Source organism: Devosia sp. 67-54, from assembly GCF_001899075.1.
Classification (GTDB): Bacteria; Pseudomonadota; Alphaproteobacteria; order Rhizobiales; family Devosiaceae; genus Devosia_A.
This window is the reverse complement of the sequence record NZ_MKVA01000006.1, coordinates 265,859-277,548: the sequence shown is the minus strand read 5'-3', so window position 1 is coordinate 277,548 and position 11,690 is coordinate 265,859. Positions and strand designations below refer to the sequence as shown.

The following is an 11,690-nucleotide window of genomic DNA, read 5'->3' as shown; positions in this document are numbered from 1 at the left end:
TGTCTCCTGACGGGACAATTTTCCTCAAACGGTGCAGAAATGCTGTCGCACAGCGCCATTTGGGACGCCATCGATTCGCTTGCCACGCGGCACGGCTTCACGCCGTCGGGGCTGGCGAAGCTTGCCGGGCTCGATGCCACGGCCTTCAACCGCTCCAAGCGCGTCAGCCGCGACGGGCGCGAACGCTGGCCGTCGACCGAAAGCATCGCCAAGCTGCTCGACGCCACCGGGGAGACTTTCGATTCCTTCCTCGCGGCCGGTGGCGCCTACCTGCAGACGGCGACCGCGGGCGGCGTGACCGGCGCCACGGTGCCGCTGCTCGGCCTTGCGCAGGCGGGCGCCGGCGGCTTCTTCGATGCCGCGGGCTTTCCCGCGGGCGACGGCTGGGACGAGGTGCACCTGCCGGCACCGGGCGAGCCGGGCATCTATGCGCTCGAAGTCACCGGCGATTCGATGCTGCCGCTCTATCGCGACGGCGACCGCATCGTGGTGTCGCGCAACGAGCAGGTGCGGCGCGGCGACCGCGTGGTGGTGAAGACGCGCGACGGCGAAGTGATGGCCAAGATCCTGGCGCGACAGACCGCCAATCTCGTCGAATTGCATTCGCTCAACACCAACCACGCCCCGCGGCTCATCGACATGTCCGATGTCGAGTGGATCGCGCGCATCATCTGGGCCAGCCAGTGACGGCGGTCGCCGTGGCGCCGGCCACCGCCGCCGACGCCGGCGAATGGGCCCGCCTGCGGCAGGCCCTGTGGCCGCACGCGCCGTCCGACGAGCATCAGCGGGATATCGCCGAGGCGCTCTCGCATCCGCGCCGCACCCCGGCCTTCATCGCCCGCATCGACGGCGCCGCCGCGGGGTTTGCCGAAGCGAGCCTGCGCAGCGACTACGTCAATGGCTGCGAGACGTCGCCGGTCGGCTTCCTCGAAGGAATCTATGTCGTCCCCGAACATCGCCGCGCCGGCGTGGCGAGCAGCCTCGTGCGCGCCGTCGAGACGTGGGCGCGGGCCGCAGGCTGCACCGAGCTCGCCTCCGACGCCGACATCGCCAATCGCGACAGCCAGGCCCTGCACGGCGCCCTCGGCTTTTCGGAGACCGAGCGCGTCGTGTATTTCCGCAAGCTGCTGCATAGCGAGGAAGGCCAATGATGGAGATCGTGCTGCCGCCGCAAGGCAAGGGTCCGGGTGTGCTGGTGGTGCATCCCTGGTGGGGCCTCAACCAAACGATCCTGAGCTACGGCGCGACACTCGCGCAACAGGGCTTCGTCGTCGCCCTGCCCGACCTGTTCGACGGCGCGGTGACGACCGATCCGGCGGGGGCCGAAAAGCTGGCCGATGCGACCTGGCCGCAAGCGGTGCCCAAGCTCACGGCGGCGCTGGACGAACTCAGCCGGCATCCGGCAGTGACGCAGGCGGAGCTCGGCGCCGTCGGCTTCTCGTTCGGCGGCTTCCAGCTGCTGCGGCTGATCGGGCCAGAGGCGCCGAACCTGCGCGCGGTGGTCGCCTACTACGCCGCGCATGTGGGCAATTTCAACAGCGGATCCACCAAGGTGCTGGCGCATTTCGCCGAGACCGATGCGTTCGACGGCCCCGAGGAGCAGCGCGACATGGCCGAGGCCCTGGCCGCCGCCAATGCCGGCGTGACGCTGCTGCATTCGGGCACCAAGCACTGGTTCGCCGAGGCCGACCGACCGGAATACGACGCGGCTGCCGCCGACCTCGCCTTCGGCGAAACCGTCGCCTTCCTCAAGGCGCATCTGTAGCGCCTTGACCCGGCCGGCAGGGCGGCGCAATTGATCGGCGTGCGACTCCTCTCCCCGCTTGCTTCCCCGGAACTTCGCCAGACCCTGCGACGCCGCGCCGCGACGCTGCTGGGCGCGGTGCTGATCGGCCTCGTGGCGCTGGCTTTCGCGATGCTGTCGGACCAGACGCAGCGCGTGTTCGCCGCCGGGGCGTCGCGGCTGGGGCCGGCGCTGCTGGCGATCACGCCGCTCGGCTTCATGCTGCTGGTCTATCTGACGCGCCGGTTCACTCCGGAGGCGCGCGGCTCCGGCATTCCCCAGGTGATCGCCGCGGCGCGGCTGCCGCAGCCGGAGCACTCGCCGCTGGTGTCGCTGCGGACGGCGCTCGCCAAGACCGTCGTCACCATCGCCGGGCTGATGCTGGGCGCGTCGTCGGGCCGCGAAGGGCCGACGGTGCAGATCAGCGCCGCCATCATGACCGCGATGCACCGCGTGCTGAAGGTGCCGCTCTCCGCCGCCGTGGTGATCGCGGGTGGCGCAGCGGGCGTGTCAGGTGCCTTCAATACGCCGCTGGCCGGCGTGGTGTTCGCCCTCGAGGAGCTGGCGGCGGCCTATGAACAGCGCCTGACCCTGCTGGTGATGGCGGCCGTGGTGATCTCGGGCCTCGTCAGCCTCGGCATCGCCGGCGACTATCTGTATTTCGGATCGCTGCACGATTCGATGACACTCGCCGCCGGCCTCGTCGCGGTGCCGGTGATCGGCGTGGTGGGCGGCATTGCCGGCGGACTGTTCTCGCGGCTGGTGCTGTTCGCCGCCAACGGCGCGGCTCCGGTGCTGACCTGGGTTCGCCGGCATCCGGTGATTTTCGCCGGGGTCTGCGGCCTCGCGGTGGCGCTGATGGGGGTGGGCAGCAGCGGACTGACCTGGGGCACGGGCTACGCCCCGGCACGGGCGCTGATCGAGGGCGGCACGCTGCCGCTGTGGTATGCGCCCGCCAAATTCATTGCGACGCTCGCAACGACGATCAGCGGCATCCCCGGCGGCGTATTCGCACCGTCGCTGTCGGTGGGCGCCGGCCTGGGCGGACTATTGGCGCCGCTGTTCGGCGGCGTGCCGCCCGGCACGATCGCACTGCTGATGATGACGAGCTATTTCGTCGGCGTGGTGCGCGCGCCGTTGACCTCGACCGTCATCGTCATGGAAATGACCGACACCCACTCGCTGCTGCTGGCGCTGATCGCCTGTGCCATCATTGCCGACGGCACGGCGGCGATCGTCTGCAAGGAACGCCTGTACCATGGTCTCGCCAAGGGCTTTGCCGGGCATGCATCGGCCGCTGCGGGCAAGCCCGCCGAATAGGCTCAGGCGGGCGTCAGCAGCTTGCCGGCCAGCGCGTCCTCGATCAGCTTGCGCGTCTCGTTGACGCCGTAGAGGGCGATGAAGGAGCCGAAGCGCGGCCCCTGGTCGGCGCCGAGCAGCACGCCGTAGATGGCGCCGAACCAGTCGCGCAGCGGCTCGAACTGATGTGCCTTGCCCACCTCGTAAACGATGTTCTGCAATTCCTCGGCCGACAGCGCCTCCTTGCCGGCAAGCTGGTCGTGCAGGTCCTGGAGCGCCGCGCGTTCCTTGTCGGTGGGGGCGCGGAAGGTCTTGGTCGGCTTCACGCGGTCGTTGAAATAGCGCACCGCATAGCCGGCGAGCCGGTCGAGCTCGGGGTGGTTCCGGGGCGTCGCGCCGGGCAGATAGCGCGAGATGAAGCCCCACAGCACCGCGGTGTCGTCGGCGTTGCTGGCCGAGACGATGTTGAGCAGGAGGCCGAAGGTGATCGGCGGCGTGTCGGCCGGCGGGTGTCCGCCGTGGATGTGGAACGCCGGATTTTCGAGCCGTTCGGCCGGCGTGCGGTTCTGGAACGCGGCGACGTATTGGTAGTACTCGTCGACCGCGCGCGGAATGACGTCGAAATACAGCCGCTTGGCCTGCCGCGGCTTCTGGAACATGTAGAGCGCGAGGCTTTCCGGTGAGGCGTAAGTCAGCCACTCGTCGATGGTGAGGCCATTGCCCTTGGACTTGGAGATCTTCTGGCCCACATCGTCGAGGAACAGCTCGTAGACGAAATGCTCGGGCGCCTTGCCGCCGAGGATCTCGCAGATCCGGTCGTAGATCGGGGCGTTGGTCTGGTGGTCCTTGCCGAACATCTCGAAATCGACACCGAGCGCCGACCAGCGCATGCCGAAATCGGGCTTCCATTGCAGCTTCACATGGCCGCCGGTGACCGGCAGTGTCGTTTCAGTGCCGTCCTCGTCGTCGAAGGTGACGGTGCCGGCCCTGGCGTCGACATGCTTCATCGGCACGTAGAGCACGCGGCCCGAGAGCGGCGAGATCGGCAGAAAGGGCGAATAGGTCGCCTGCCGCTCGGCGCCCAGCGTGGGCAGCATCACGGCCATGATGGCGTCGTACTTTTCCGCCGCCTTGATGAGCTGCGCATCGAACCGGCCGGACTTGTAGTATTGCGTGGCGCTGGCGAATTCGTAGTTGAAGCCGAAGGTGTCGAGGAAGCGGCGGAGCATGGCGTTGTTGTGATCGCCGAAGCTCGGATAGTGGCCGCCGAACGGGTCGGGCACGCTGGTCAACGGCTTGTGCAGATGCGGCTCGAGGAGGGCCCGGTCCGGCACGTTGTCCGGAATCTTGCGCATACCGTCCATGTCGTCGGAAAAGCACAGCAGCCGCGTCGGGATCTCGTCGCGGGTGAGCAACCGGAAGGCGGTGCGCACCATGGTGGTTCGCGCCACCTCGCCGAAGGTGCCGATATGGGGCAGGCCCGAGGGGCCGTAACCGGTTTCGAACAGCGCTTCGCGTTTGCCCGTCTTCTGCAACCGGGCGACGAGCTTGCGGGCTTCCTCGAAGGGCCAGGCCTTGGCGGTCTGGGCGGCGTCGAAGAAAGCGGGATCGAGCGCAGGAAGCGGGGCGGTAGACACGGAATTCAACCTTTTGTTGAAAGTCGGCCCTCGTTGCCGCATTCGGCGAGGCAAAGTCAATGGCCGCGCCGCTGGACAAGCGCGACCCCGCTCCCTAGGTATGCGGGGCTTTTTCGAGCGGAGACGTATCCAAGATGACGCTGCAGCCCCAGGACGCCCTGATCTATCTGATGGTGGTGGCGGCCACGTCCGACGCCCGGGTGAGCGACCGCGAGCTCGAAATCATCTCCAGCCTGGTCGGCCGGCTGCCGGTGTTCGACGGCTTCAACCGCGACAATCTCGGGCAGGTCGCCGCCGAGGCGATCGACCTGATCAAGGACAGCTCCAACCTCGACAAGGTGCTGGGCATGATCTTCGGCGCCATTCCCGAGCGGCTGCGCGACACCGCCTATGCGCTGGCGGTGGAGGTGGCGACGGTGGATCTGCGCCTCGAGCAGGAGGAATTGCGGCTGCTCGAAATGATCCGCGACGGGTTGCAACTCGACAATCTGGTGGCGGCCGCGATCGAGGCGTCGGCGCGGGCGCGGCTGCGGCGGGCGGAGTAGCGAAGCACCGCGACGTGCCTGCTCGTCAGTAGAATCCTACCGGGAACCAGCGCAGGTACAATTCGTCCAGCGTACCGTCCTTCTTGAGGCGGGCGAGGCTGTAGTCGATCGCCTGGCGGATGGCGTCGTGGCCGATGGCGACCGCGATGGCGAAGCCGTCGCCGAACAGGTCCGGCCTAAAATAGGGCTGGCCGGCGAAGCTGCAGCACTCGGGATTGTCGATGAACCAGAAGCTCGCGCGCATGGCGTCGCCGAAATAGGCGTCGGCCTGCTTGTCGCGCACTGCCTCGAGCGCTGCGGTTTCGCTGTCGAACTCGGCGAGCCTGGCGTCGGGCAGATAGCGGCGCATGAACTCCTCATGCGCCGAGCCCTTGCGGACTGCGACGGTCTTGCCGGCCAGGGCCTTCGGATCGAAATTGGCGGCGCCGTCCTTCAGCGTCACGAAGCGGCCCGGCAGCATCAGATAGATGTCGGAGAAATCGTAGAGAGCACCGTTCTCGCGGGTCATCGCCACGCCGGCGATGAGGGCGTCGCCCTGCCCGTCCTCGAGCGCCTTGCCCGCCTGCTCCCACGGCCAGGCCTGGATGGTGCAGGCGATGGTGAGGTCGGCGCAGATGGCGCGCGCCAGATCGACATTGTAGCCGACCAGCTCGCCCGATTTGTCGCGGTAGTTGAATGGCGGGAAGTCGGCGGTGGTGAGGAAGCGGATGCTGGGCACCGCCGACAGATTGGGCACGATCTCGCGCGCCGTCGGATCGGCGTGGTAGGGCAGCGTCTGGGCGGAGGCGGCGCCGAGGCCGAACGCCAGCACGATCAGGGCAAGTAAGGCGCGCATCATGGTCCGCAACAGGATGTGGGCCGCTTATGGCGCAATTCCGCCCGGCTGGCGAGTGCCGGAGCGCGCCGAAACACTCTTGCAAATGCCGGCGGTCGGCGTACCGATATACGCATTGATACTTAGGCCATTGTTTTACTGAAGAGGCGGACTGCCCGGGAGCGCAGCCCTTGTCTCATCCGGACGAGGCGATCGCATTATTGCGCGCCGTCCTCCGCGAAAATTGCACGACCGACCTCGCGGCGCGACGGCATTTGAACATTGCAGGCCAGATGGGCGTGGACCCGCTGGATTACTGCGCGCATCGCTTCGGGCTGGGCAGCGCCGAAACCTGGCGGCGCGTCGCCGTCTGGCTGGAGGCCCCGTTTGCGAGCGTCACGCCGTCGCGGCTGCCGGTCCCGCCGATCGCGCGGCTCGACCATCTTGGCGGGGCGCGCACGCTGCGCCAGCAGGTGCTGGGCGAGGAGGTGCTGTTCGTCGCGCCATGGTTCGCCGAGGCAATGCATCTGCACGCCGCGCCGGAGCGGCTGAAGCGGCATTTGCGCATCGTGCCGCCGGAGGCGATCGAGGCCGGGCTGACACGGGCCGCGAGCGGACAGCTGATGGACGAGGCGCGGCAGCGGCTCACGCGCCTGTGGCCGCGCGCCAGCGCGTCGCAGGATCTGCCGCGGCATGCCCGCATCGGCTTCGCCCTGCTGCTCGCCGCGGTGATCCTGGTGGTGATGGTGTCGGGCGTGGTGGCGCGCCCGGTGCTGATCCCGCTGGTGACGCCGCTGCTGATGATCCCCGGCGTGCTGCGGCTGGTCGCCGCGGTTCCGCACGCCTCCGGACGGCCCGCGCCACGCCTGCTGTCCGACGCCGAACTGCCGATCTACAGCGTGCTGATCCCATTGCGCGACGAGGCGGCGATGGTGCCGCTGCTGCGGCGCGCCATGGGCGCCCTCGACTATCCGCCGGAGAAGCTCGACATCCGCTTCGTGGTCGAAGAGCGCAGCCGCAAGACGGTCGCCGCGGTCGAGGCGGTGCTGGCCGATCCGATGTTCCGCATGGTTGTGGTGCCCGACGGGCCGCCGCGCACCAAGCCCAAGGCGCTCGACTACGCGCTGCCGCTCGCCCGCGGCAAATATCTCGTGGTGTTCGACGCCGAGGACATGCCGGAACCGCAGCAGCTCCGCCTTGCCGCCAGCCTGTTCGAGGCCGACCCCGGGCTCGCCTGCCTGCAGGCGGAACTGATGCCCGAAAATGCCAGCGAGACCGCGCTGACGGCGCTGTTTGCCGGCGAGTATGCCGGGCTGTTCGGCCGGCTGCTGCCGGCGCTGTCGCGCTGGGGGCTGCCGATGCCGCTGGGTGGCACGAGCAACCATTTCCGCCTGTCGGTGCTGCGCGACATCGGCGGGTGGGACGCCTTCAACGTCACCGAGGACGCCGACCTCGGCGTGCGGCTGGCGCGGCGAGGCCTGCGCACCGAATGTTTCGACAGCCGCACCTACGAGGAAGCGCCGCTGACGCTACGCGCCTGGATGGCGCAACGCACGCGCTGGATGAAGGGCTGGATGCGCCTTTGTCAACACAAGCTAACCTCAAGATTTCCCAGTCTTTCTGCGGATCCACATGGCGCCTCGTCGGCTCATCGCAACTCCATCGCAACAAAATCGACGACCGCTTTGCGCCGCTAATTCCCGGGGTTCGACCTATTAGTTCGCGTGCCCAGGCTGCCCTGGGGCCTTCAACATCTTACGCAGCGCTGGCAGGAGCCGGCTGGCGTCGTCGCGTACGCACCATCTCTTCGCCCCACGTCAGACTCCGGTAATGATCCGTTCCGCCCCGTCGCCAGGCGATCTCCACGAGATCGAGGCTTGCGAGCCCTAGCGTCGTCGACCCATCGCAGCTAGCTCGCGGCTACGCCGAGAGCGCATACATAGCCGTGGGATAAGGGTGTGCGGCCGCCGCTCAGGTCGCGGTTAAGCGACTCGGAGGAACGATTCAAACCGTCGTGCAAGACGATCACGGTCAGGGTGGTCAGATGGGCGCACGGGCAGGCGCAGCTTTCGACCAACGAGGCCCTTCACTCCATGTTCAAACATCGGCCCATCGTTGATCGACAACAATCCCTCGCTAACATGGATGTTGTAGTCGGGGTCGATACCGATGAGGTTAGCGTCGAACGCAGCGTGATGAATCTTGGACAGCGGCAGCCCGTTCGGGACGACTGGCTGGCCTAGGTCCTCGTCTCGATCGACGATGATATGTGCAGCATCGATGAGGCGGGGCTCGGGTAGGCCAGTGAGGGCACAACGGCCACCATACGCCGTAAGTACCGCCTCCCGGAATGTCGCCTGGTGTAACCGTTGCTGCACAAGTCGACTGGCATATCGGCGCTCGGGGGCATCGGGGATAGCGTCCTGCACGCTTTGGCCGAACGCCAGCCTGACCTTCAGGTCACCCGGCACCCAATCAGCAACGTAAGTCGGCCAGATCGGCGTGTAGCGACCAGGCGCGACGCCGAGGAAGTAAAGGAACGGCACCTGTGCGTCGTGCGCCTGCTTCAGCCAGCGATTGTCGGCTGCGTCTGGATTGTCGCCCATGAACGCGTAGTCGATCAGTTCTTGCCCTTGAGTCACCTGAGCATGGACGATGCGTTGGTCGTCATACCAGACCTTCCTCCCGCGGCTCGGAAACACGGTTCGTACCGAAAGCAGGTGTTCCATGCTCTTGGGTTTGAAGATCCCACGCTGAGGGTTGATCAGCGGAACTCGCTCACCCTCGAAGGCGAAGCCAGCGGCGAGCTGTTCGCTGCTGAGCGCGTCGCCGACCGAGATGCGTCGAACATGCTCGGCAGCAGCGAGACGGGCGGCGGTGTCGCGCGTGTCGCTCATCCCAGGAACCTGTTCTCTCGGTGCCACTCGAGCGCCGCAGTAGCCGGGGCCGCTGATACAATGCTCGGAGCGCTCAGTGCCGTGCCGTGGAGGTCGTAGTAGTGCTTACCGTTATCGAAGTCGGCCTTCAGGCGGCGGCTGACGATGAACTTTCGATCTTCGTCGAAACTTACATATCCGAGGTCGAACAGCTTGTGGATGTCGGTGCGAAGCAAGAGGCCATTCGCTCCTTCATGCGCTCCACCGTCGGCATAGGAGCGGATGTGTGCCGCATCGAGGATAGGAAGAGTCTTTTCACCACTCACCGCACAGCGTCGGCCATAGGCGTCAGTGACGAAGACTCGGAACGCTCCCTGTCCCAGCCGCTGTCTGACCAAAACGGGTGCACCGTAGCGCTCAGCAGAGGCCGCAGGCACCATGCCCAGAGCGATGGTCGCCCGCTCCGTTACCGCATCCCAAAGAGCCCGCCCTTCTTCAGCCTCCGTATCATACCCCTTACCCACAACGGTCTGGGATGCGAACGAGTTGGGCACCGGAATCCATTGCTCGCGCGGCCAGAAGAACGGGCTGGTGAGGATCCGGCACCCAATACTGACCTCGCCTACGCGTTTAGTCGCATCATCACGGCGATAGCGATCGATACGTTGCCGCATATCCGTCAGCGACCGCACGCCGTTCTTCGAGCCAAAAGCCTCCCAGGCGAGCGACAGCGGGAGTATCGAGGCATGCGAAAACACCCCGCCGCCTGCGATGAAGTTGTTCGGGGCATGAAGCTTGAAGAGGAAGAGTTCGCCGGGGGCCAGCGCCCGAAAAGTTGTCGTCCCGCTAGGCGACCAGAAATTCACCTCGTCCGGTGCTTGAGCCGAAAGGAGATCGAACCAGTCCTGATCTGTGACGCCGACGAAGATCTTGACCACGTTTGCAAGTTGCGACGGCGATGCAAGTGAAGCAAGCTCTTTGACTACGACCGCCGCACAGATGTCACCTGCGGACGCTATCGCAGGCGCCCGCGTGGAAGATCGCTAGCTGCTACGCGAAGCAAGTCGCGAGGTGCGACGGGGTACCTCGCTCATGGCCACACCTTGACGTTGCACACGCTCACACTATTGGGTGGCAGCACGGCGCCGTTGTTGGATAGAAACTGGAGCCAACCGCGAACTGCGGCAGGAACGTCGCCGAGAAACTTTCGCAAGTCCCCATTGTCCTGATGGACGGCAACTTCGACACCACCCATTTTGCCGACGCCAAACCCGTCGATGCCATAGCCAGGCGCCACCACCAGAACGTCGTCGTTCGACGTGATCGGATGCTGCGGGTTGGAAAGCTCGTCGTGCTTGTAGGCATCGGCCACGGCCCTAACACGTTCAATGCATCCAGCCCGCGGCGAGGATCCAAGGATGCAGAGTGGTCCGACCTGCGCGCGCACGGTGCTGGTCGAAAGCCCTAGTTCGTTGGCCGTTCGATCGACGAGGCCATCAAGGGCAATAGCAGCATTTGCCGCAAGTCTCCTGGCCTTCTTGGCCTCGCGCTCGCAGGCTGGCAACTGCTGGCCACTGGCGGCATAGGCCGCCGAAAGCTCTTGTTCCGCCCCAAAGTAGTCTGCCGCTGCCGGGAGGACATTGTCGAGAAGGTGGGCAGTCACGCGTTGGAGCATGATACAAAGTCGGGGAGAATCGAGTGCTAGTCAAACCTGATCGGCGCAAGGAATCAGAGCCATGAACATCCCTCTCCGCCACCACTACTTGCCTGAGTTTTATCTTTCGCGCTGGTGCGCTGAAGACGGCAAGCTTTGCCAGCTGACCAAGCTCGACGATGGCCGCGTGATCCCCAACCGCCGCTCCCCCAAACAGACCGGCTTTGCAGATCGCCTCTACGAGATCGAGGGGCTGCCGCCCGAGCAAGCTCAACGCGTCGAATCGGGCTTCATGCGCACGCTCGACACCAGGGCTTCCGAAGCGCTGCATGCCCTCGAAAGCGACGATCCGCGGATGACACGAGACTCAAAGCTGCGAAGCTCGTGGTCGCGCTTCATCCTTTCATTGATGCTTCGCGACCCGCACTCGATCCGCGCGCTCAAGGCCGGCGTGGCGACACAATGGAAGAGCGCGATGCTCGACCTTGAGCCGCGCTACTTGGCCGCGCGTCGCCCGACCGATCCCGAAACGCTTGCCGAGTTTCTCGTGCAAGACCGTCGCTCGACGGATAGCCGGGCGATGGAGCTCGCTCCGCGGCTCATTGATCACTCTGGAATAGGGGAAGTGCTCAACAACATGCGTTGGCTGGTAAAACGCATCACGTCGGAGAAAGGAGAGTTCATCACCTCGGACCGACCGGTGTTTTCAACATGGACGATTACCGAGCCGGACGCCTTCATCTTTCTGCCAATTGCACCGAAGACCGTGTTCGTGGCGGTCAACGACATCGAGACGCAGAGGAAGATCGAGGCGCGCGATCCCGCCGAGCTCGTTACGTCGCTCAACATGATGGTGACTGGACGGGCGGTAAAATTCGCCTACGCACGCGACGACACTCTGCTCCCCTTTGTCCAGCAACACATGGGGACACGCCAGCGTCCCACTTTCGTCGAACAGCTCGCCCAACGCTATCAGCGTGCGAGCGACAGCCAGCCCACGGCTGCCGCGCGATGAACAGGTACCAGCAGTATCTCGCCTGATCGTGCTCGACCGGCGCTTGTCTTCAATGAAGGAACGCCAG

At 65.8% G+C, this 11,690-nt stretch carries 12 protein-coding genes; 7 read left to right on the top strand and 5 right to left on the bottom strand.

The window, feature by feature from the left end:
* Positions 1-39: 39 nt before the first annotated feature.
* The 4 genes from BGO82_RS12620 to BGO82_RS12605 are packed head-to-tail and all read left to right on the top strand — an operon-like array spanning position 40 to position 3,103.
* A complete protein-coding gene (locus BGO82_RS12620; RefSeq protein ID WP_291305954.1) occupies positions 40-687 on the top strand; it encodes a helix-turn-helix transcriptional regulator in 648 nt (215 codons plus the stop codon).
* Positions 684-1,151, top strand: coding sequence for an aminoglycoside 6'-N-acetyltransferase (aac(6'), locus tag BGO82_RS12615; protein ID WP_291305953.1), 468 nt, complete (start codon positions 684-686; stop codon positions 1,149-1,151). The genes BGO82_RS12620 and aac(6') overlap by 4 nt, the downstream gene beginning before the upstream one ends.
* Entirely contained in the window at positions 1,148-1,765 is a 618-nt protein-coding gene (locus BGO82_RS12610) for a dienelactone hydrolase family protein (protein ID WP_291305952.1), read from the top strand. Before aac(6') ends, BGO82_RS12610 begins: the two co-directional genes overlap by 4 nt.
* Before the next feature lie 39 nt (positions 1,766-1,804).
* Positions 1,805-3,103, top strand: coding sequence for a chloride channel protein (locus BGO82_RS12605; protein ID WP_291305951.1), 1,299 nt, complete (start codon positions 1,805-1,807; stop codon positions 3,101-3,103).
* A gap of 2 nt (positions 3,104-3,105) precedes the next feature.
* Here BGO82_RS12605 and BGO82_RS12600 read toward each other — a convergent pair whose 3' ends face one another.
* Positions 3,106-4,719: a lysine--tRNA ligase gene (locus BGO82_RS12600; protein ID WP_291305950.1), complete on the bottom strand. Its 1,614-nt coding sequence runs from the start codon at positions 4,717-4,719 to the stop codon at positions 3,106-3,108.
* Between the two features lie 134 nt (positions 4,720-4,853).
* On the opposite strand from BGO82_RS12600, the gene BGO82_RS12595 reads away from it, so the two are divergent.
* Entirely contained in the window at positions 4,854-5,264 is a 411-nt protein-coding gene (locus BGO82_RS12595; RefSeq protein WP_291305949.1) for a tellurite resistance TerB family protein, read from the top strand.
* Between the two features lie 25 nt (positions 5,265-5,289).
* On the opposite strand, the gene BGO82_RS12590 is transcribed toward BGO82_RS12595, so the two are convergent.
* On the bottom strand, positions 5,290-6,099 hold the full coding sequence (locus BGO82_RS12590; protein WP_291305948.1) for a transporter substrate-binding domain-containing protein: 810 nt from the start codon (positions 6,097-6,099) through the stop codon (positions 5,290-5,292).
* 254 nt (positions 6,100-6,353) lie between these two features.
* On the opposite strand from BGO82_RS12590, the gene BGO82_RS12585 reads away from it, so the two are divergent.
* Positions 6,354-7,775, top strand: coding sequence for a glycosyltransferase family 2 protein (locus tag BGO82_RS12585; RefSeq protein WP_291305947.1), 1,422 nt, complete (start codon positions 6,354-6,356; stop codon positions 7,773-7,775).
* A gap of 285 nt (positions 7,776-8,060) precedes the next feature.
* Here the strand turns inward: BGO82_RS12585 and BGO82_RS12580 are convergent, their stop codons facing one another.
* The 3 genes from BGO82_RS12580 to BGO82_RS12570 all read right to left on the bottom strand — a co-directional run bounded on the left by BGO82_RS12580 (position 8,061) and on the right by BGO82_RS12570 (position 10,629).
* Positions 8,061-8,975: an HNH endonuclease gene (locus BGO82_RS12580; RefSeq protein WP_291305946.1), complete on the bottom strand. Its 915-nt coding sequence runs from the start codon at positions 8,973-8,975 to the stop codon at positions 8,061-8,063.
* Positions 8,972-9,892, bottom strand: a complete 921-nt coding sequence (locus BGO82_RS12575; protein ID WP_291305945.1) for an HNH endonuclease — start codon at positions 9,890-9,892, stop codon at positions 8,972-8,974. Before BGO82_RS12575 ends, BGO82_RS12580 begins: the two co-directional genes overlap by 4 nt.
* A gap of 152 nt (positions 9,893-10,044) precedes the next feature.
* Positions 10,045-10,629: a hypothetical protein gene (locus BGO82_RS12570; RefSeq protein ID WP_291305944.1), complete on the bottom strand. Its 585-nt coding sequence runs from the start codon at positions 10,627-10,629 to the stop codon at positions 10,045-10,047.
* A 61-nt stretch (positions 10,630-10,690) separates the two neighbouring features.
* Between BGO82_RS12570 and BGO82_RS12565 the strand changes: the two genes are divergently transcribed.
* Positions 10,691-11,623 carry a DUF4238 domain-containing protein gene (locus BGO82_RS12565; RefSeq protein WP_291305943.1) on the top strand — a complete coding sequence of 311 codons (933 nt, stop codon included), beginning with the start codon at positions 10,691-10,693 and terminating at the stop codon, positions 11,621-11,623.
* Positions 11,624-11,690: the final 67 nt, after the last annotated feature.

What these genes read in the sequence shown, in the direction of transcription:
- BGO82_RS12620 (WP_291305954.1), top strand. Translation starts at nt 40, where the DNA reads ATGCTGTCGCACAGCGCCATTTGGGACGCCATCGATTCGCTTGCCACG.
- BGO82_RS12610 (WP_291305952.1), top strand. Translation starts at nt 1,148, where the DNA reads ATGATGGAGATCGTGCTGCCGCCGCAAGGCAAGGGTCCGGGTGTGCTG.
- BGO82_RS12595 (WP_291305949.1), top strand. Translation starts at nt 4,854, where the DNA reads ATGACGCTGCAGCCCCAGGACGCCCTGATCTATCTGATGGTGGTGGCG.
- BGO82_RS12590 (WP_291305948.1), bottom strand. Translation starts at nt 6,099, where the DNA reads ATGCGCGCCTTACTTGCCCTGATCGTGCTGGCGTTCGGCCTCGGCGCC.
- BGO82_RS12580 (WP_291305946.1), bottom strand. Translation starts at nt 8,975, where the DNA reads ATGAGCGACACGCGCGACACCGCCGCCCGTCTCGCTGCTGCCGAGCAT.
- BGO82_RS12570 (WP_291305944.1), bottom strand. Translation starts at nt 10,629, where the DNA reads ATGCTCCAACGCGTGACTGCCCACCTTCTCGACAATGTCCTCCCGGCA.
- BGO82_RS12565 (WP_291305943.1), top strand. Translation starts at nt 10,691, where the DNA reads ATGAACATCCCTCTCCGCCACCACTACTTGCCTGAGTTTTATCTTTCG.